Origin of the sequence: Streptomyces musisoli (assembly GCF_016741855.1) — a bacterium.
GTDB lineage: Bacteria > Actinomycetota > Actinomycetes > Streptomycetales > Streptomycetaceae > Streptomyces > Streptomyces musisoli.
This window is the reverse complement of the sequence record NZ_JAERRH010000013.1, coordinates 116,055-135,647: the sequence shown is the minus strand read 5'-3', so window position 1 is coordinate 135,647 and position 19,593 is coordinate 116,055. Positions and strand designations below refer to the sequence as shown.

16 protein-coding genes and 1 pseudogene are annotated in these 19,593 nt (G+C 73.4%); 6 read left to right on the top strand and 11 right to left on the bottom strand.

All coding sequences use genetic code 11. The annotated features are described in order from the left end of the window. Positions 1-101: 101 nt before the first annotated feature. The 3 genes from JK361_RS28830 to JK361_RS28820 form a co-directional block, all read right to left on the bottom strand. On the bottom strand, positions 102-1,721 hold the full coding sequence (locus JK361_RS28830) for a type 1 periplasmic-binding domain-containing protein (protein WP_201823409.1): 1,620 nt from the start codon (positions 1,719-1,721) through the stop codon (positions 102-104). Positions 1,722-1,726: 5 nt separating this feature from the next. Then, positions 1,727-3,895 carry an amino acid adenylation domain-containing protein gene (locus tag JK361_RS28825; RefSeq protein WP_201823406.1) on the bottom strand — a complete coding sequence of 723 codons (2,169 nt, stop codon included), beginning with the start codon at positions 3,893-3,895 and terminating at the stop codon, positions 1,727-1,729. Positions 3,896-4,136: 241 nt separating this feature from the next. Then, on the bottom strand, positions 4,137-5,399 hold the full coding sequence (locus JK361_RS28820; protein WP_201823403.1) for an FAD-dependent oxidoreductase: 1,263 nt from the start codon (positions 5,397-5,399) through the stop codon (positions 4,137-4,139). 181 nt (positions 5,400-5,580) lie between these two features. On the opposite strand from JK361_RS28820, the gene JK361_RS28815 reads away from it, so the two are divergent. The 4 genes from JK361_RS28815 (at position 5,581) to JK361_RS28800 (ending at position 9,692) form a co-directional block, all read left to right on the top strand. Next, positions 5,581-6,072: a DUF1360 domain-containing protein gene (locus JK361_RS28815; RefSeq protein WP_201823400.1), complete on the top strand. Its 492-nt coding sequence runs from the start codon at positions 5,581-5,583 to the stop codon at positions 6,070-6,072. A 246-nt stretch (positions 6,073-6,318) separates the two neighbouring features. After that, entirely contained in the window at positions 6,319-6,753 is a 435-nt protein-coding gene (locus JK361_RS28810; RefSeq protein WP_201823396.1) for a DUF2267 domain-containing protein, read from the top strand. Positions 6,754-7,184: 431 nt separating this feature from the next. Then, positions 7,185-8,360 (top strand): AI-2E family transporter, encoded by a 1,176-nt coding sequence (locus JK361_RS28805; protein ID WP_201823393.1) that lies wholly within the window; start codon positions 7,185-7,187, stop codon positions 8,358-8,360. Between the two features lie 183 nt (positions 8,361-8,543). Continuing rightward, positions 8,544-9,692: an FUSC family protein gene (locus tag JK361_RS28800; RefSeq protein ID WP_372448744.1), complete on the top strand. Its 1,149-nt coding sequence runs from the start codon at positions 8,544-8,546 to the stop codon at positions 9,690-9,692. Between the two features lie 22 nt (positions 9,693-9,714). Here JK361_RS28800 and JK361_RS28795 read toward each other — a convergent pair whose 3' ends face one another. From JK361_RS28795 to JK361_RS28785, 3 genes are all read right to left on the bottom strand, one after another. Continuing rightward, positions 9,715-10,293, bottom strand: coding sequence for a molybdenum cofactor biosysynthesis protein (locus tag JK361_RS28795; protein WP_307787338.1), 579 nt, complete (start codon positions 10,291-10,293; stop codon positions 9,715-9,717). 42 nt (positions 10,294-10,335) lie between these two features. Next, positions 10,336-11,511 (bottom strand): PP2C family protein-serine/threonine phosphatase, encoded by a 1,176-nt coding sequence (locus JK361_RS28790; protein WP_201823390.1) that lies wholly within the window; start codon positions 11,509-11,511, stop codon positions 10,336-10,338. Between the two features lie 225 nt (positions 11,512-11,736). Continuing rightward, positions 11,737-12,564 (bottom strand): alpha/beta fold hydrolase, encoded by an 828-nt coding sequence (locus JK361_RS28785; RefSeq protein WP_201823381.1) that lies wholly within the window; start codon positions 12,562-12,564, stop codon positions 11,737-11,739. Between the two features lie 69 nt (positions 12,565-12,633). Here JK361_RS28785 and JK361_RS28780 point away from each other — a divergent pair, with 69 nt between their 5' ends. Next, positions 12,634-13,164: a MarR family winged helix-turn-helix transcriptional regulator gene (locus JK361_RS28780; RefSeq protein WP_201823379.1), complete on the top strand. Its 531-nt coding sequence runs from the start codon at positions 12,634-12,636 to the stop codon at positions 13,162-13,164. A gap of 15 nt (positions 13,165-13,179) precedes the next feature. Here JK361_RS28780 and JK361_RS28775 read toward each other — a convergent pair whose 3' ends face one another. From JK361_RS28775 to JK361_RS28760, 5 genes and pseudogenes are all read right to left on the bottom strand, one after another. Continuing rightward, on the bottom strand, positions 13,180-14,022 hold the full coding sequence (locus JK361_RS28775) for a lysozyme (protein ID WP_201823375.1): 843 nt from the start codon (positions 14,020-14,022) through the stop codon (positions 13,180-13,182). An 85-nt stretch (positions 14,023-14,107) separates the two neighbouring features. Continuing rightward, on the bottom strand, positions 14,108-15,964 hold the full coding sequence (locus tag JK361_RS28770) for a M1 family aminopeptidase (protein WP_201823372.1): 1,857 nt from the start codon (positions 15,962-15,964) through the stop codon (positions 14,108-14,110). Positions 15,965-16,188: 224 nt separating this feature from the next. Further along, positions 16,189-16,842 (bottom strand): maltokinase N-terminal cap-like domain-containing protein, encoded by a 654-nt coding sequence (locus JK361_RS28765; RefSeq protein ID WP_201823370.1) that lies wholly within the window; start codon positions 16,840-16,842, stop codon positions 16,189-16,191. A gap of 38 nt (positions 16,843-16,880) precedes the next feature. Then, positions 16,881-17,080 (bottom strand): annotated as a pseudogene (locus JK361_RS41455) (spherulation-specific family 4 protein); the annotation flags it as partial. Positions 17,081-17,110: 30 nt separating this feature from the next. After that, on the bottom strand, positions 17,111-18,727 hold the full coding sequence (locus JK361_RS28760; protein WP_201823368.1) for an adenosine deaminase family protein: 1,617 nt from the start codon (positions 18,725-18,727) through the stop codon (positions 17,111-17,113). Positions 18,728-19,200: 473 nt separating this feature from the next. On the opposite strand from JK361_RS28760, the gene JK361_RS28755 reads away from it, so the two are divergent. Continuing rightward, a complete protein-coding gene (locus JK361_RS28755; RefSeq protein WP_201823366.1) occupies positions 19,201-19,488 on the top strand; it encodes a DUF5133 domain-containing protein in 288 nt (95 codons plus the stop codon). Positions 19,489-19,593 lie beyond the last annotated feature (105 nt).

Sequence of the window (19,593 nt, the reverse complement as noted above, 5' to 3'; positions counted from 1 at the left end):
GCGAGCGGGCCCGCCGGCATGCGTGGCCGCCTGCTCACAGGGACAAGCCCAAGGGGCGGACCAGCGGGGAGCGCCGGGCCGGGGGCCGGGGGCGGCTGTTGTCAGGGGGTGCGGCTGGGGATGACGCAGTTCTTCGGCTGTTCCCGGCCCTCGGGCCAGCCGAGGCCGACGAACTTGAGCTTGCCCCGGCCCTGCCGGCCCGGGTCCAGCTCGACCACCGCGACCGGCTTGTCGTACGGGTTGCCTCCGCTCGTCAGGCAGATCAGGCCGCTCGTACCCGGTACCCGGTGCCGGGACTGGAGCTGCGACCACTCCCTGGCGACGTCCTCCAGCCCGGGCACCTTCGCGGCGCCGCCGCTCTGCACCTGGTGCAGTGCCGTGCCGATGGTGACCATGCCGTCGTACACGAGCATGGTCCGCGAGTCCTCCAGGTTCGGGACGGAGCCGAGATCCGTTCCGTCGCGGCGCGTGGTCTCGATCAGCTTCCGCAGGTTGCCCAGGGCCGCCTCGGGCTCGGTCAGGTACTGGGGCAGCTCGTCCGCGGTGGGCTCTCGATCGTGTCTCGCCGCCCACTTCTTCTTCCAGGCGGTGAGTCCGGTGCTCCAGGCGTCCGGGTGCGCGGGGGCGGCGTACTGCACCGTCACCCTCGCCTCGCCGTCCGTGCCGCGCAGCCGCTCCCAGTCCTTGGCCGTCATGTTCTGCCGCAGCGAGGCGGCGTCGGAGCCGCTGATGATGGTGTAGTGCCGGTTCTCGCAGCCCACCTGCGCGAGCTTGAGCGCGAAGAGCCGCAGGTGCAGCGTGCGGCCCGCGAAGTAGACGGTGTCGGCCTCGGTGTCGCAGATGTTGTTGGCTATCTGGGTGAACTGGTTGCCGGCCGAACCCGCCTCGTCGATCGAGGGGGACGCGAAGGACATCGCGGCGGGGCCGGGCGGCCCCTTCTCGTCGATGCCGCTGAACGCCTTGGCCAGCGACTCGTCGTAGCTGTCCGGACGGGTGTCGTAGACGAGCACGGTCCGGCGGTTCTCCCGGCCGCGTTCACCGTTGAAGTTGGCCAGCGCCTGGGCGACGTCGTGGTTGGTGGGGATGATCCGGGCCAGTCCGGGGAACCGCGACTTCGCCATCCCGTCCGCCCCGTCCTCGTTGGCGATCTGGTCGCCGGTGATCCGGGAGGCGAGCACGGGAATCCCGTTGTCCGTCAGCCGCCGGACGGCCTGCTCGGTGGCATCGAGGCTGAGGTTGAAGCCGGTGACGGCGCGCAGCCGGTCCGCCGACGAGCCGGCCATGCGCAGCAGGGTGTCCACGACCTTCGACTGATGCGCGTAGTCACGCCCCGGGTTGGCCAGCACCAGGCGGATCTTCGGCGGCTCCCCCTCGCCCCCGTTGGCCTGAAGCTGTCCCAGGTATGCCCCTTGCAGGTCGCTGCGTATCTGGCGCCGCAGCGCCGGCTTGTCCGACTGGAACGGCAGCATCATCGCCACCGTCACATGGGGCTGGTTCCCGATCTTCTTGTTCTCCTGCGCGATGGCCCGAACCACGGCGCCGATCTCCGGTGTGCCGAAGTCGTAGCCCGAGCCGTCGACGCCTATGCACTCGCCGCCGATCCGCTCGATCCCCTTGGCGCAGGTGTCGGGCCGCTGTAGGAAGGACCAGCCGGACAGGCCTCCCGCCACGAGCGCCGCGGCGATCAGCAGCGAGTAGAGGATCTTCTTCCACCTGGGCATCCCCGTTATCTCCTTCGCCCGAGCTGATCGGTGCAGGCGCAGCGCAGCAACGGCTGGTCGTTCTCGGCGAGGGCGCTCCAGTCGGTGGCCGTCCTGCCGAGTTGTCCGGCGCCGTCGAACTCCATGATCGAGAGGAGGTCCAGCAGCTTGGCGAGCGTGCGGGCCGTCTCCCTGCCGGTGGGCCTGGTGCGCTCCTCGCACAGCCACACCGCGTGCAGCAGCCGGCCGACGGTGCGGCGCAGCGCCGGGCCGTCCGCCGCCACCAGGCCCTGGGCGCGCTCCACCCGGGTGTCCGCCCCGCCCGGGTACGGTGCCTGGGCGATCTCCAGCAGCTCCGCGCACCATTCCCGCGGCCGGCCGGGCAGTGTGGCGGCCAGGTGGCGGACCACGTCGTCCACGCCGCCGGACACCAGGTGATGGTTCATCCGGTGTGCCATGACCGAACGGAACGCCCCTCCGCCGGGTGGCCCGTCGTCGGCCACGCGCCCGGTGTAGTGGTCCCGCAGCAGGTGGTGGTCGGCGTACCAGGCACCACCGTCGGGGAGCAGCCCGTACAGCCGGTGCACCAGCAGCTGGCGCAGCCCGAAGTCCCCGATGAAGTGCCGGTCGCAGCCGGGCCACCCGGTGTCGGTGAGCAGCTGCGACACATGATGTGCCGTCAGGCGGTGGACACGGCCGGACTGATGGTGGCGGAGCAGGACGTCGGCGCACTCCTTGTCGTGCGCCACGGACAGATGGGTGAGCAGATCGAGCCAGTGCTCGTGGTGCTCGGCCGGCAGCCGGACGGGCAGCTGCCCGAGGATCAGCTCCTCCAGCAGCACGTCGGCCACCGGCCGTTCGGGGGCGTTGTCTCCCGGGAGCCGCAGGGGGGCGTCCAGGATGGCCCGGTCGTTGGCGTCCGCCGGCATCCGGAAGGTGGCGGCAGCGGCGGCCAGCCGGATCACCGTGTGCGGTCGTCCGCCGCTCAGCCGTGCCACGGCGGCGTCGACGCGGCGGCGGTTCGTGCCGCCCTCCGGCTCCGCGCGCCGCTGTCTGCGCTCGGTCTCCGCGCGGATCTGGTCGCCGGTGAGAAAGGGCATGCGCAGCAGGAGCACCCCGTCGGCGAGCGGTGCCCGGTCCGGGGCCTGGTCGGTGCGCCGCGACCAGGCCGGCGGCGCTCCGTCGGCGGGCCTGAACTCCGCCGGGGCCGGCACCTCCCGGGGCGGCAGACCACCGTACAGGAAGGCGCCGCCGTCCGCCCGGCGCGCGGTGCCGACGATCACCACGCGGTCGCGCTGTCCGCTCCGCCGGTCGGTGAGTACGGCGCGCAACAGCTGCTCCCCCAGCGGGGTTTCGGCGCGGTCCAGCAGGATCCCCGGGCGGCCGACCCGGCGCAGCCAGCCCACCGCCCCCGCGTACGCGGCCTCCAGGTCCTCGCGCAGCGCCCGGAAGAGGAAACTCTCCGCCAGCTCCCGCTCCTCGCCGCCGGCCCCGAAGTCGGCGGCGAGGTCGCGCAGTCCGTGCTCGGGCTGGCCGGCCGCGCCGGGATACGCGCCGTAGATCCGCGCCAGTTCGGTCCGGCCCCGGGGCGGCAGGCTCGCGAAGAGGGCGTCCAGCAAGGCGGTGCTCACCGAGGCCGAGTAGGGGTCGAGCGCCTGCCCGGACAGGGTCGTCAGCAGGTTCCGCGTGGCTCCGCGGAGCGCGCCCCGCCAGAAGTCACCCGCCGCGAGGCCCCGGAGCCGCTGCCTCTGGGGTAACTCCTCGTACCGGTCGACCTCTGCCGCGACCGCCTCGGGGGTGCCCTCCGCGACACCGGTCGCGATCATCGCGAGGCCCGCGAAGAGCCGCGGGAAGGTGAACGAGCCGCCCGTTCCCTGCCAGGTGGACAGCCGCCGGGCGGCCTCGGCCAGCACCTCGGTCGCGGCCGAGCGGGCGCCCGGCTCCGGCTCCGCCCGGTCCGCGTAGACGGGCGAGCCGCAGTCCAGATAGATCACCGGCACCTTGGCGGCGAAGCGATCCCGCACCGCTCGCAGCAGCCGCCCCTTGCCCATGCCCGGTCCGCCGGTGAGCAGGACCACGGGAAGGTCGGCGCCGTACAACGGTTCGCGGCCGCCGCCCGATGGTGACCGGCCGAGCAGCCGCGCGAAGAAGGCTTCCTCACCGAGGAGTCTTTCGAGCCCCAGGTCATCACACACGGATCGGATCCCCCGTGGATACTCCCCCGCCCGGGAGCGGGTGATCGTTGTGGCGGAAGGAGATTAGTGGAACATAGAGCCTTCTGTTCGGACAATGGTGCTTACGCGCAAGAAAATTGGCGATGATGTGCGTAGCGGCCCCGGGGTTGTCCGTGCCCGTGTGCCTGGGGACGACAATGCCAGGACTGGAGGGGTGTGGGCCGATCTGACGGCAAATCAGGGCGCGGTCCCGGCGGATGCACTACGTTGAGGTCTTCGCATCCGGTGCCCGCCTGCGGACCGCCTCGGCGGGGGGACGCTCCCGGAGGGCGCCGTAGGCGACGAAGTAGGCGGGCAGGCGGCGCAGCCAGGGCGATCCGGCGACCAGGTCCGCGACCCGCCGGGCTCGTTCCGCGCTGCCCAGGGGCGGCCGGCCCCGCAGGACCGGGGCGATGAAGCGGGCGTGGGCCGTCCGTTGCAGTGCCTGTGTGACGACCGTGGTGGGGCGGCGGCGGCGCTGCACACCGCGTACGTCGCGCAGGCGCACGGTACCGCGGCGCAGGGGCCCGGCGAGATGGCGTGCGGCGGCCACGGCGTCCTGCACGGCGAGGTTGATCCCGATGCCGAAGACCGGGGACATGGCGTGCGCGGCGTCGCCGATGCACAGCAGGCCGGGGCGGTGCCAGCGGCGCAGGCGGTCCAGGTGGACGTCGAGGAGTTTGACGTCGTCCCACGAGCGCAGGGCGTCGGTGCGGCCGGCGAGCCAGGGGACGGCGGCGGCGTAGGCGGCCTGGAAGCGGTCCAGGCCGGCGGCGCGGCGCTCGGCGTCGGTGCCCTTGGGGATCAGTGCGGCGCACTGCCAGTAGTCACCGCGGTCGATCATGGCGGTCAGGAAGCCGTCTCCGGCGCCGCCGACGAGCCCGGACGGATCGTCGTCCCGCCGGGGCAGACGGAACCACCAGGCGTCCATCGGGCAGGTGAAGTGGCGCAGACCCAGTTCCGGCCGGGACCGGGCCAGTGATCCGCGCCCGTCGCAGGCGACGGTGAGGACGGCGCGCAGTGTGCCGGTGCGGCCGTCGGAGGTGCGGTAGCGCACCCCGGTCACCCGCCCCGACTCGATCAGGAAGGAGGTCGCCTCCGTGTTCATGCACAGCCGGAAGGACGGCTCGCGCCGCGCCTGCTCGGCGAGCAGGTCCAGCAGATCCCACTGGGGCACCATGGCCACGTAGTCGTAGGGCCCGGGCAGGACGGAGAGGTCCGCGACCGTGACGGCCGAGCGGCCGGCGCCGACCGGCAGCTGGACGGTGCGGACCCGGCGCTGCGGCAGCCGGGCGAAGGATTCGGCCAGCCCCAGGTCGTCCAGCAGCGCCAGGGTCGACGGGTGGACGGTGTCGCCGCGGAAGTCGCGCAGGAAGTCGCCGTGCTTCTCCAGCACGGTCACCGCGATCCCGGCCCGTGCCAGCAGCAGGGCGAGCACCATGCCCGCGGGGCCGCCTCCCACGACACAGCATGTGGTCTTCTCCATCGCAGGGCCGCCCTTTCGAGGAAGCAGTGGTTCGGGGTTGGCTCACCAATAATTCATCACGGGATGAATAATAGTCCCCGTCCGGCCCTCCGACAAGGTCACGTGTCGCCACCGCCCACGGGGGAACTCGTTGCGCGCCCGCGGCAGGGCCGGGCAACGCCGAGGAGGGCCGGGAGGTCTCATGACGACGGACGCCGCTCGCTACGACGACCGGGGCGAGGTCCCGCTGGGTGGCTATGCCGCCCTCGCTTCGGTGTTCGCGGCGGGCGCCGGCACCTTCGCGCTGCTGGCCCGGCGCCGTGGTGTGCGGCTGCCGCAGGATGTGCCGCCGTGGGACGTGGCACTGCTGGGCGCGGCGACGTACAAGACGTCACGGCTGCTGGCCAAGGACAAGATCACCAGCTTCGTCCGGGCGCCGTTCACCCGCCGCGCGGACGAGGGCGAGGCGAGCGAGGTCATGGACGAGCCCCGGGGCAGCGGGTTCCGGCGGGCCGTCGGCGACCTGGTCTCCTGCCCGTTCTGCGTCGCCGCCTGGACCGCGGGCGCGCTGGTGTGCTCCTATGCGGCGGCCCCACGGCTCACCCGGCTGGTCTGCGGTGGCTTCGGCGCGCTGACCGTGGCGGACTGGCTCCAGTACGCCTGGACGGCGACCCAGGAGACGGTGGAGGGCTGAGCGGGGCCCAGGACTGAGCCGACGACGGCCGCGGACCGAGCGGCGACGGCCGAGGACTGAGCCGGGGACGGCCCCGCACTGAGCCGGCGACGGCCGAGGACTGAGCCGGGGACGGCCGAGGACCGGCCGGTCGCGGCTTGGACGGCCTCGCCGGTGACCGGGAGCGGGCGCGGGGTACTCGGTGAGTGCCGCTAAGCCCGCGCGACGGGCTTACCGTCAGCACTCCGTGCGGAAGGGACCGGTCTCATGCGGCACGACGAGATGATCGGAAAAGTGCAGGCGCTGGCCCAGCTGCCCGACCGGGGAACGGCAGAGCGGGCCGCGCACGCGGTCGTGAGCACGCTGTCGGAGCGGCTGCCGGCCGGGCTGGCCCGGCACGTGGCCGCCCAGCTGCCGCCGGACATGGCGGCGGCCATGCGGGAGGCGGTCGACACGTCCGCCGGGCGGGACTCGGGGACCTCGTGCGAACGGTTCGGGCTGACGGCCTTCGCCGGACGCATCGCCGCCCGGGCCGGCACCGACGAGGACGCGGCACTGCGGGACGCCGCGGCGGTCATGGAGGTGCTGGACGCCGCCCTCGCCCCGGAGCTGACCGAGCGGATGGCGGGAGCGCTGCCCGCGGACATCCGCGAGCTGCTGCCGGTGGGCCGCGCGGCCCAGGACGCCGAGGGACCCGGCTGACGGAGCGGCCGGGCCGCTGCGTCGGACGCCCCGGCCGCACGCGGAGGCCGACGACGGGGCCGACGGCCGGCCGCGGCCGACCGGTGCCGCCAAGGGCCGTGTGTCTCGGGCCAGGGCGGTCGTGAGACCGGTGTCCCGGGCCTAGCCGTCATGTGTCTCGGGCCAGGCGGTCAGGTGTCCCGGGCCAAGCCGTCATGCGTCTCGGGTGAGGCCGCCGGCCCTCATGTGTCTCGGGTGAGACCGAGGGGTCGGGCGAGGCGGTCCTGCGCGTGGGGCAAGACCACCGAATCGGGCCAACAGGCCTGCGCGGGGGCAAGACCACCGGATCGGGGAGACGCGGCGCGTTCGGCGCGCCGCTGCCGCCCCCTGTGCTTACGGTGCTGTGGAGGTGACCGGCCGTCAGGCGGGGCGGCGGAGAGGAGGCCGGAGCGGTGGAGGGCGATGCGGGCGGGCCGGCGGCCGCGCGGGCCGGGCGGCGCCGGGCCGGCGGCGTGGTGCTGGGCAGCCGGCCGGCGTACTCCGTGCGGCTGCCGGCCCCGCCCCGGCCGGAACCGCCGGCAGGACCCGCCGAGCGGACGGTGCCCTGGCTCCGGGTGGCCGCGGCCTACTCCTGGCGGCTGATTCTCGTCGGCTCCGTGGTCTACGGCGTGTTCAGCGTCCTCGGCAGCTTCCAGCTCATCGCCGTCGCACTGTTCCTCGCCCTGGTCGTGACCTCCGTGCTGCGGCCTCCGACCGATCTGCTCGCCCGGCTCCTGCCGAGACCGCTGAGTGTGGCCGTGGCGCTGGTGGGCAGTCTGCTGCTCCTGCTGGCCCTGCTCGCGCTGGTGGGCAGCTCGGTGGCGAGCGAGTCGGCGCAACTGGAGGGTGAGTTCCGCGGCGGAGTCCACCGGATCGAGGAGTGGCTGCAACAGCCGCCGTTCCGGCTCGGTCCCGGGGCGCTCTCGGCACTCCAGCACCAGGTGGCGCACTATGTCTCCACGCACCGGGCGTCGCTGCTCAGCAGCGCGGTCGACGAGCTGGGCCGGGTGGTGGAGCTGGTCACGGGCGGCGCGCTGGCCCTGTTCGCCTCGGTCTTCTTCCTGCATTCCGGCGAGCACCTGTGGAGCTGGGTGCGTGACCGGCTGCTGCCTAGCGGCGCCCGCCCGGTGTGGGACCGGGCGGGGCGGGCGGCCTGGCGGACCTTCGCGGGGTACACGCGCGGCATCATCATCGTGGCCGCCACCAATGCCGTGCTCGTGGGCGTGGGCCTGCTCGTGCTGCGGGTACCGCTCGCGCTGCCGCTGACGCTGCTGGAGTTCTTCGCCGCGTTCGTGCCGCTGGTGGGTTCACCGGTGGCGCTCGGGGTCGCCACGATCGTCGCGCTCGCCGGACGGGGTCCGCTGACGGCGGTGGGTGTGCTGGTGCTGATCGTGGTGATCGGCCAGGTCGAGGGGCATGTGCTGCATCCTCTGGTGATGAGCTGGGCGGTGCGGCTGCATCCGCTCGTCGTGGCCGTGTCGGTCATCGCGGGCAGCATCGTGGCGGGGGTGATCGGCGCCGTCGTGGCGGTGCCGCTGGTCTCGGTCGTCTGGGCGGTGCTGAACGTGCTCCGGGCCATGCCACCGTGACGCCCCTCCCCGGGTCCCGGGCGCCACGACGCGATCGCGGCCCATGTCCCGGACGCGGGACTCCTTCCCCCGGAACGGGTGATCGTCACTGACACGGCTTTCCCGGTCCGCCCCCGTCACCCCGGGGACAGGGGACACGGACACCGGGCATGAGGTGGTGCCGCGGGTGGCACCCGGGTCGGCGTGCGTGGGATACGACTGACCTGGCAAGGCGTACGACAGGACCTGTCCGCCGCGGCGCACGCCGCGCGGCGGGCGTGGGCGGAACCCGGCCGTGAACGGGATCTGGCCGTGCAGGCGCTGAAGGCGGCGCTGGCCGCGTGGGTGGCCTGGGCGGTGGCGGGCTGGTGGCTGCGGGCGCCGGTGGCGTTCGTCGCGCCATGGGTCGCGGTGGTGCTGGTCGAGTCGACGGTGTACCGGTCGATCGCGCACGGCTTGCAGCAGCTCGGGGCGATCGCGGCCGGCACGGTCGCGGCCACCGCGGTGGGACTCCTGCTGCACGACACGGTGGCCGCGATGGCGGTCGTCCTCCCCCTCGCGATGCTGCTGGGACAGTGGCGGCGCCTGGGCAGTCAGGGCATCTACGCGGCCACCGGCGCCCTGTTCGTCCTGACCAACGGGACGGTCAGTGCCATGACCTCCGCGGCCCGGCTCGGCGAGGCCCTGTTCGGGGCGGCGGTGGGCATCGCGGTCAACGCGCTGGTCCGGCCGCCGCTGTATCTGCGCGACACCGAGGCCGTGCTGCGGGACGCGACCGAGGAGGCCCACGACATCCTGCGGGACGTGGCGGACGGACTGGCCGCGGGTCACTGGGACGCCGAGGAGGCCGGCGCCTGGCACGAGCGCGCCCTGCGGCTGCACCGGCTCGTGGGGCAGGCCCGCTCGACGGTCGAGTGGAGCCGGGAGAGCATGCGCGGCAATCTGCGCCGCCGCCGTACCGGTGCCGCACCCCTGCCCGAGAGGGGGTACGACGACGCTCTGGTCGTGCTGGACTACGCGGCCGTGCACACCGCGGGGGTGACCCGCACGGTGCTGGAGGCCGCCGCCGAGGACCGCTCGGCGCCCCGGCCGCACCCGGGGCTCGCCCGGCGGTACGCCGAGTTCCTGTGCCGGACGGCCCGCGCGCTGCGGCTGTACAGCCACAGCCGGTTCGGCGACGCGTGCGAGGACGAACTGCGCGAGGCCGTGCGGGACCTGCGCGGCACGCTCGCGGAACTGCGCCGGGACCTGGTCCGCTCCACGACGGACGATCCCGACGAGGTCGCCACCTACGGCACGCTGCTCGCCCAGGCCCACCGGCTGTCCGACCGGCTGCTGGCCTCCGCAACCTGAGCGCGGTCCCGGCCGGCCGTACTCATGCGCCGGGTGCCGCGTCCCTTGGCTCGCGGATCCCGAACACGGCCGGGCCCACGGTGAGCACGCCGTCCGTCAGCGGCCGGCAGCGCACTCCGCCGCCGCCGCGCAGGGCGCGCCGGGCGCCGGGGCCGAGGGTGGTGTCCAGCCAGGCACAGGGCCGGGCGGCGCTGCGGACCTCCAGTTCCACCGGTCCGAAACCGCTGTCGAGGAAGACCGTCGCGCCGACGCAGGCGTCGATGTCGACCCCGCGCAGCAGGACGTTGCGCCGGGTGCGGAGCAGGTCGGCCGGGTACGGCTCCGGGAGCCGCTCGGCCGCCATGAGGGTGATCGACGCGTTGCGGTGGGCGGGCCGGTTGAAGTACCGGTCGCCGACGATGCCGAGGCCCGCGCGCACCTCGGCCCGCGTCACTTGCTCCCCGGGCGGCAGCTCGGGCAGGCCGTCGCCCGGCCGGCCGGCGAGCCGGTGCACCGGGGAGACCAGCAGTTGGAGGATCTCGACGTGCGGCACGCGTCGAGCCTGACCGGCGTTCCCCGTCGCCTCGCCACCGGTGGCGCTGGTCAGCCGCGCATCAGCCATGGCGCCGACCGTACCGCCCCCACGGCTGCCGGGGAGAGCGCTTCAGCAGTCCGGCTGCCACTCGAACAACAGGATCGTGGCGTCGTCCCGGAGCCGGCTGTCCCGGGAGTCCAGCAGCGAGTGGATCAGGCGCCTGAGCGTCTCGGGCGCCAGCTCGCCGGTGGCGCTTGCCCGGATGACGTACTCCGCGAACCGTTCGAGGCCGAGGAGCCTGCCGTCGGTCATCCGCGCCTCGATGACGCCGTCGGTGTAGAGCAGCACCCGGTCCCCCGGCCGGAGCTGCATCTCGTGCACCCGGCGGTCCCGCATGGAGAGCAGGGAACGCAGCCCCATGGGCGGGTCGGCCTCCCGGGCCATCGCGTCCGCGATCAGTTGCTGGTCGCGGATCAGGAGCGGCGCGGGGTGGCCGCAGTTGCTCCATCGCAGGACCCCGGTGCAGAAGTCGAGCTGGGCGAGGACCCCGGTGCAGAACTGGTCCGGCAGCCACTGGCTGAGCGCATCGTCCACGTTGTCCACGAGGGCCCGCAGATCGGCGTCGCTCCGCCGGGCGTTGCGGCAGGCCGCCAGGGCGACGGCGCTGGTCAGCCCGGAGAGCAGGTTGTGGCCCATGGCGTCGAGGACGGCGGCGTGCAGGGACGTGGCGGTCAGGGAGTGGTCGAATGCGTCACCGCCGATGTCGTAGGCGGGTTCGAGGACCGCCGTGGAGACGACGTGACGGTTGCCGATGGTGCGCGGCGGCAGGAAGGCCCGCAGCATCTCGGCGGGCAGGTGCATCTGCGCGGTCCGGGTCCGCCGGACGAAGGAGTCCTTGTAGGCACGTTTCGAGGTCACCATGATCGCGAGCAGCGCGGCCAGCGCCCGGCCCCGCCGCAGGGCCTGTGCGCTGAGCGTCCAGGCGTGGACGGCGAGCACACCGAGCCGTTCGGCGCCGTCCAGCAGCGGGAACCACGCGGTCACCCCGTCCCGGTCGGACTCCTCGACGCGCAGGGACTGGGTGCGGTAGCACCACCCGGCGAGCGAGGAGTCGATGGGCGGGCTCGGGGCCACCTCGGTGAGCGGCACCAGGTGGCGCTGCTGGAGATCGGCGAGGTAGACCACGGCGTGCCGCAGGCCCAGCGCCTTCGCGCAGCGGGCGACGGCGGTGGCGAGGTCCAGCGTGCAGTGGTCGGGATCGGCGAGGAACTCCTCCAGCGGCGCCCCGTTCGGCTCTGCCGTCACCTCTCCATCACCCCCAGGACCGGTCGTCTTCCCAGCAGTCTCCCCTCGGGCAGCGCACCACGCAGTCCCGGTACACCCGCCCGGGTAGGGCCGCCGCGCCCCCTGAGTTCCCCTCGCCGACGGGGAAGGCGACGGTTCCGGGCCGGTGCGAGCCGTCAGGGACGCCAGGACGGTGCGCCGGGCCGAGACGCGCTGGGCCCGGATTTCGTGGTGGTCAGGTGTGTGCTACGGCAACTTCTCCAGGAAGGCGGCGAGTTCGGCGTTGAAGCGGGCCGGGTTCTCCATGTTCGGGTAGTGGGCGGCGTCCGGGATGCCGACGGTGCGGCCGTCCTGCACGAGGTCGACCAGGCGGGCGGCCATGGCCAGGTGGTCCGGGGTGTCCAGGGCGCCGTTGATGGCGATCAGGGGAACCTCGATGCCCGGGACGCGCTCCCAGGTGCCGGTGACGGGAACGTGGTGGTCGGGCTCGTCGGGCGTGTGCTTGTCCAGGGTGGCCAGGCCCGTCTCCCGCAGGAGGCGCACCACTTCGGGATCGACGTCGGACAGGTCCCGGTGCGGACCCGCGGCCCACCGCACATAGGCGTCGGCCCAGCCGGCCAGGTCACCCGCCGCCAGGGCTCCGTTCTGGGCGGCGATCACCTCCAGCACCCACGGGTTCTCGAAGACCGGTTCGCTGGTGCCGACCCCGCTGACGACGACCGCGCGGACCAACTCGGGGTATTCCAGGGCGCAGTCGACCGCGATCCCGCCGCCCATGCACAGCCCGACGAGCACGGCGGGGGCGGCGTCGAGTCCCCGGAGCAGCGCGGCGAGGTCGTCGACCTGCCGGAAGGGGGCGGTCGCGTTGTCGGAGGCACCGTGGCCACGGGTGTCCCACGCGATGACGCGGTGGCTCGGCGCGAAGGCCCGGATCTGCTCCTCCCACATCCGGTGGTCGGTGAAGCCGCCGTGCAGCAGGACGAGGGGGGTGCCGGAGCCCGCCTCGCGGTAGGCGAGGCAGCCGTCGGAGGTCTGGAACGAGCGGACGGGCAGGGATGCCAGATCGACAGTCATGACAACTAAGGTGTCATTCTTTGGCGATGTTGGCAACCAAGGTGTCATTCAAGGTGTCATCCTGGTCGCATGAAGGACGACCACACCGCACCCGCGCCCGGCTCCCCCGCCGCCCCCGCCGCCCCCGCCGCCCCCGCCGCCCCCGAACCGTCCCGGGACGAGCTGGCCGAACGCCTCACCGAGGTCTTCGACCTGGTCGGCCCGCTCTACCGGCGCGTGCAGCGCAAGGTGGAGGAGGCCGCGCCGATCGAGGGCCTGTCGGTCGGTGTCCGCGCGGTGCTCGATCTGCTGCGCGCCCGGGGGCCGATGACGGTCCCGCAGATGGGCCGTGCGCAGGCGCTCAGCCGGCAGTTCGTCCAGCGCATGGTGAACGACGCGGCGCGGCAGGACCTGGTGGAGAGCGTGCCGAACCCGGCGCACCGCCGGTCCTCGCTGATCCGGCTCACCGACCCCGGCCGGACGGCGATCGGGGCGGTGCGGGCCCGCGAGCACGAACTGCTGCGCCGGGTGGACGACGATGTCACCATGGCGGACGTCGACGCCTGCCTGCGGGTGCTCGGCGCGATGCACGCGCTGTTCGACGACGTCGACGTCGACTGAGGACGGCCATGGCAGTCACCCGGTGGCGAAGTCCCCGAGCTTCTCCTGGGAGCCGTTGAACCGGTCGTGGTCGCCGACCGCCGGGCCGGTGGAGGTGTACTGCCACATCGTGTACGACGACCAGCCCGCCGGCAGCGTGCCCACGGTCGAGGCGTAGCGGGCGACCCACAGCGGGTTCGTCGGGCCGAAGCCGGCGTGGTCGCCGGTGCACTCGTCCCACCAGTTGGTGGCCGTGTAGATGACCGCGTCCCGGCCGGTGCGGGACTTGTAACGGTCGAGGAAGTCGCGGATCCAGTCGACCATGGCGCTCTTGGACAAGCCGTAGCAGGCGTCGCCGTAGGGGTTCCACTCGATGTCGAGGACGCCGGGGAGGGTCTTGCCGTCCTTCGACCAGCCGCCGCCGTGCGCCAGGAAGTAGTCGGCCTGGGCGGCGCCGCCGGCCGTGTCGGGGGTGGCGAAGTGGTACGCGCCGCGGATCATGCCGCTGTCGTACGAGCCGTCGTACTGCTGGGTGAAGTAGGGGTTGGTGTAGTACGTCCCCTCCGTGGCCTTCGTGTACGCCCACCGGGTGCCGCTGTCCCAGAGCGAGGGCCAGTCGACGTCCTCCTGGTGGCTGGAGACGTCCACGCCCTCGGTCTGGGAGGCGCGGGGGGCGGGGGGCGGGGTGCCGGCGGTGCCGTCGTGGGCGAGGACACCGATGCCCATGTAGGCGCTGCCGCGCACGAGTGCGCCCCCGGTCGGGTCGGGCAGGGCCGGGGGGCTGGACAGGAGCAGGAGCAGGCCGGTCAGGGCGCCGGTGAACAGGCACCGGCGGGACCGGCCGCGGATACGGGCTATGGAGTTTCGCACGAAGTCCATCTGACCCGGGGCCGGGTCGTCGCGCACTCCGGGTTCCGCCCAACGAAGCCATCCGCGGCCGGTGTTTGACCCATGTGGGTGTCCGTCATCCCTCGATGCGGTGCTGGGTCCAGAAGGAGGTCAGGTCGGTGCTCGTGGCGGCCTGGGCCGCCGCCTTGAACTCGGCCGTGGTGGACACGCCGTACCAGTGGGCGGTGGCGTAGTCCTTCATCAGCTTGGCCATGGCGGTGTCGCCGAGGACGCGCCGCAGGTCGTGCAGGGCGCACTTGCCGTAGCCGTAGACGACGGTGGAGTACCGGGAGGAGTGCGCGTCCCAGTAGGCCATCGAGTTGGTGATCTTCTCGGCGCTGGAGGCCCAGGAGACGCTGCTCCAGCAGTTGCTGCCGGTCTTGCCGAGGGCGAGGTCGGTGGCGTAGTCGGTGAAGGCCTCGTCCAGCCAGGGGCCGTTGTACTCGTCGTCACCGACGATGCCGTACCACCACTGGTGGCCGATCTCGTGGGTGAGGGCGGTGGTGCTGACGAGGTCCAGGACGAATCCCGGGTACTCCATCCCGCCGAACCAGTAGTTGTTGTCGATGACGGCGTCCAGCTCGCCGTACGGGTAGGCGCCGAAGCGGGCCGCGTGGGCGTCGACGGCGGTCTTGGCGGTGCTGAGCATCGACTGGGCGCTGGAGGAGCTGATGCCGGTGACGGAGTAGATGTTCACCGGGACGCCCCCGGCCGAGGTGCCGGAGATCCTGGTGAAGGGCCCGGCCCCCCAGGCGAAGTCGCGGACCTTGCTCGCGGTTGCCGTGGTGACCGTACGGCCGCTGCCGCCGGGGGTGTCGGTGGAGGTGCCGGTGGCCGGGACGAGCAGGGTGCTCGGGTGGTCGAGGGTCACCTTGAAGTCGGCGGCCAGGGAGTAGAAGGACTCGCCGTTGTTCGTGTACGGGTCCAGGTGCCAGCCCGCGCCGTCGCGGACCGCGAGGACGGGCAGCGCGTTGCCGATGAAGCTGAACGCGCCGTCGTGGCCGAAGCGGTCGGCGCCGCTCGGCACGGTGATGCCGAGGTCGAAGCCGATCGTGGCGCTCTGGCCCTGGGCGAGCGGGGCCGGCAGGGTGATCTTCAGGGCGGTGCAGGCCACGGAGAGGTCGCCGGCGGTGCCACCGGTGACGTTGCCGACCTTGATCGGCATCGCGCCGCAGGTGCCGTGGTAGTTGTCCCACAGCCGCAGGTAGACCTCGCCGAGCGCGGTGGCGGAGGCGTTGGTGAAGGTCACGCTCTCGTGCCCGGTCCAGACGGTGCCGCTCGTGTCGCTGCTCAGGTTCACGGTGTACGCGGGTGCCGCCGGGGTGCGGGTTGAGTCGCCGGGCGGGGGCGTGGTGCCGCCGGAGGTGTCGAGGGCGACGTCGTCCAGGACGAAGCTCGTCTGGAGGCTGGAGTCCTCGGTACCGGTGAAGGAGAGGTCCACGGTCTGACCGGCGAACGACGACACGTCGAATGACTTCTGGACGTAGCCGGTGTTCTTGTCGAGGTTCGAGTAGGTGGCCAGCGTCGTGGAGCCGATCTCGGCCGTCAGCTTGTCGTAGGCGACGGACGTGGTCCGCTCGGCCGTGTCGATGTGCAGCCAGAAGGTGAGGGTGGCGGTGCTGCACCCGGCCGGGACGGTGACGCTTTGGGTGAGGGTGTCGGTGTGGGTGCCGCCGACTCCGTCCAGCCAGGCGTAGGAGCCGCCGCCGTGGGCGGTCTGGCCCGAGCGGCTGGTGATCACGGTGGACGAGGAGGCCGTCCACGGTGAAGTCCCGCTCTCGAAGCCGCCGTTGGTGACCACCTGGGCCGGTGTGCAGGCGGCGGGGGCGGTGGCCGGACGGGCTGCGGCGGGGGTGCTGGGGAGGACGAGCGCGGCCACCGCGGCGACGGTGAGCGCACCGGCGCCGAGGGCCTTGTGGGGGGTCGATCTCACACGCTACTCCTTTGCGGCGGCCGGGGTCCGGCCTGCTCGGCGACCGCCCGGCCGGCTGGGGTGCGCCGGGGCGGTCCTGGGCGGTGCTTGCGCGATCGCGGTGCGGAGGTGCGCCGCGCTCCTGTGGGTCGGAGCGCGGACTGCCGAAAGAGTGACAGATTTGTCCGGTCCATGCCAGACAGCTGTCCGCGTGGGCGGACGCCCGCTCAGGGCGCCTGCCCGGATCAGGCGGGACGCAGCGTCACGAAGACGGCCCGCAGCCGGCCGTCGTCCGCACCCGGCCAGCCGCCGGCGACATGGCCGAGGGCTCCCCGCGGCGCCGGCGGCGGGTTGTCGGCGACGGGGCTGAGGACGCGGTGGATCCGAAGGACCGTGCCGTCGGGTACGGGCAGGCGGGTGCCGTCCCGGTCGTCGGCCGGCTCCGGCGTGAACCCCGCCGGGATCTCGCCGGAGCCGGTGTGGGAGCGGGTCACCTCGTGGTCGGGTGTGTCGCTCACGCTCTGCGCCATCGCCTGCGCCCGGCCTGCGATCAGCGACAGCAACTCGTCGGTCAGCACCGGGTCGTGACAGCCGTCGTAGACCCAGCGCGTGCCCAGCACCCCGTGTTCCGTCGTGCCGACCAGGGCGTGCTCGGCACCGTCCAGCGGCGCTCCGCGGTAGGTGAGCGGTACCAGGTACGCGGTCCGCTCGGGGTCAGTGGTGTCGGTGGCCACCATGAACTCGATGCCGACCTCGCCCTCGGGGTCGTCCAGCCGGAAGCCGCCGGACTTCTCCAGGACCGGGTCGGGGCCGCCGCGGTACCACGGGCGGGTGGGGAGCCAGCCGGCGAGGAGTTCGACCTTGGTCGGCTTGAGGGTGGTGTGGTGGATGACGGCCATGCCGGTTGCTGCCTCCCGTGCCGCGGATGTGGATCTCCTCAGCCTTCCACAGCGTCCCCGCGGGTCAGCGCCGGGGTCAACGCGGCCCAGGGATCGGGCGGTTCGCCGTCACCGGCCCGCAGACCGCCGCACCCCGCTCGTGCGCGGTGCGGACGGTGAGCGGGACGAGGGCCTCCGGGACGCCGTGGACGAGGTGGCAGAACCGGTCGGGCGGATGCCGGGCGGTCCAGGTCGAACGCTGGTGTCGGTGCTGTCGCCGAACTCGGCGTCAGCGCGCCGAGCGGGCGTGTGCCTGTTCGAAGGCGGCGAAGGCGGCCTCCTGGCGCCATTCGAGGCGGGCCCTGGCGCTCGCCACGAGCAGGTGACGGCAGGTCGCGCCGCGCACGGGCAGACCGGGGTGTTCGGCACGGCAGGCGGCGACCGGGCGGTAGCCGGTGGCGGTGGGGTTCCCCTGCCACAGGCTCGCGCCGGGCAGGAAGCCGTACTCCAGGGAGGCGCGGGCGAGGTCCTTCAGCTCGGGGTACCGCAGGCCGTAGGTGTCGGCGGCGTACCGGTACTCGTGGCTGATGTCGATGCGGGACACGCCGGGGTCGTCCGTGGCGAGGACGACGGGGACGCCGTAGCGGCGGTAGGTGCCGAAGGGGTGGTCGGCGCCCTTGACACCGAGGATCTGGGCGTTGCTGGAGAAGGGCACCTCCACGGCCACCTCGCGGTCCGCCATGGTGCGGGCGGTGCGCTGCCAGCCGTCCTCGTGGACGAGGTCGACGCCGTGTCCGACGCGCTCGGTGCGGGCGACGTCCACGGCCTGCGCGATGTGGAACTTCAGGTCCTCGGGCTTGACCAGCCCGGGCCACAACTCGCCGGCGTGCAGGGTGACGTGGGCCCCCGGGTAACGACCGCGCAGATAGCCGACCATCCGCATCTGGAGGCTGTAGTCGCGCAGGGAGCTGTCCCAGTCCTCGGGCTGGACGAGGTTCACGGCGACGAACCGAGGATCGGCCTCGGCCAGCCGCATGCCGAGGGCGAGCTGGGTGAAGACCCGCTCCGGCGAGCTGCCCCGGGACGCCTGGGAGACCCAGCGCACGGTGAGACCGCAGGCGGGCCGGGCCTGCGGGGTTCCGCAGTGCTCGGCGGCGCGGAACTCGGCGTCGCCGTCGTCGGCCTCCCTGCGGGCCTCGGCGACCAGCCGGTCCAGCTTGCCGTCCGCGACCAGCCTGCGGTGCAGGGCGGCGAGGTCGTCGTCCCAGCCGACCTGGGCGGCGAGCTTCTTCGCTCCGTCGGAGGCGGGGGTGACCATCGTCTCCAGATAGAACTGGTTGTTGCCGACGACCGTGTCGGCGACCTCGGCGAGCAGCTTGCCCCGGTGCCGCCAGGTGACCTCGCCGAACTTGTCGAAGGTGGCGAAGAAGTGGTCGTGCCCGTTCCGGTCGGGCGGGAAGTCCTCCATCGACCAGGCGCGGATCACCGCGTCGCGGAAGGCCCGGTCGGTGCGCGCGTCGGCGGCCGGGCGGGTGCCGGGGCCGCACGGCGGGGTGACGGCGGCCAGCCTCGTGGTGTCGATGCACAGGCCGTCCTCGGCGGCCAGCTCGATCAGGTACTCCGTGGACACCGCGCCGGAGAGGTGGTTGTGCAGGTCTCCGCCCTTGGGCAGGTGCCGGAAGAAGTCGCGCAGGGCCGCGGGCCGGTCGCGCAGCGAGCGGAGGTAGGCGTCCGTGCGGGCCTCCGCCGCCGTGACCCGGCGGGGCGGCGGGGCGGCGGGCCGGTCGTCCTGGTGTGCCGGCTGGGCGGCGGCGGGCAGGGCGGACAGCAGGGACAGGACACTGAGGGTGCCGAGCGCGGCCGGAACCACCCGGCGGCTGACGGCACTTCGACGTTGCAGAGTCACAGGGGCATGATCACGGACGCATCACGACAACATGCCCGGATCGGGCGGACACCGGCGGGAGAGCACCCGACCGGGTGACCCGCCGGCGCTCGGCCGGGCGGCCCCACGCGCACCGGCCCGGGCCGCACGCCGGACGGGATGCCGGGCGGGATGCCGGGCGAGGTGCCGGACACGTGCCGAGCGAGGCACCGGACGGGGTGCCGGTCGGGGTGCCGGACGAGGTGACGGCCACGTGCCGGGCGAGGCACCGGACGGGGTGCCGGACGAGGTGCCGGTCGGGGTGCCTGGGGAGGCACCGGACGGGATGCCGGGCAAGGTGCCGGTCGGGGTGCCTGGGGAGGCACGGGACGGGATGCCGGGCGAGGTGACGGACGGGATGCCGGGGTGGTGGAACGGCCGGGCATGCCCGGCGTCCGCGCGGGTATTCGCGCTGCGACTTCGTACATCGGCGACGCACCAGGGAGGCGGAACGCATGCTCATGGCACACCCCGCGGTATTGAAGGACCTCATCGCCCAGTACGAGGCCCTCACCCTGCTCGGGGCCGAGGCCAGCACCCCCCAGGCCCGGCAGCGGCTCGCGGACATCTCCTACACCCTGTGCGTGGCCACCGGCACCAAGGACGTGGACATGGCCCTGATCGCCGGCCGCCACCGCCTCTCCGGGGCCCGCCCGGAGGACGACTCCCTGCTCCAGTCGTCCCTGCCGCAGGCGTCCGCGCTCCAGGCGCCGCTGCCGGCGGAGCGGACGTCCGCGGTCTGAACGGCGCCGCCCCGCACGGCGGTTGCCCGCCCCCCTCCCCCTGAACTCGTTGCTTCCCGCTTCTGGTCGGCGAGACCTACCGGACGGTATACAGGCCCAGTCGAA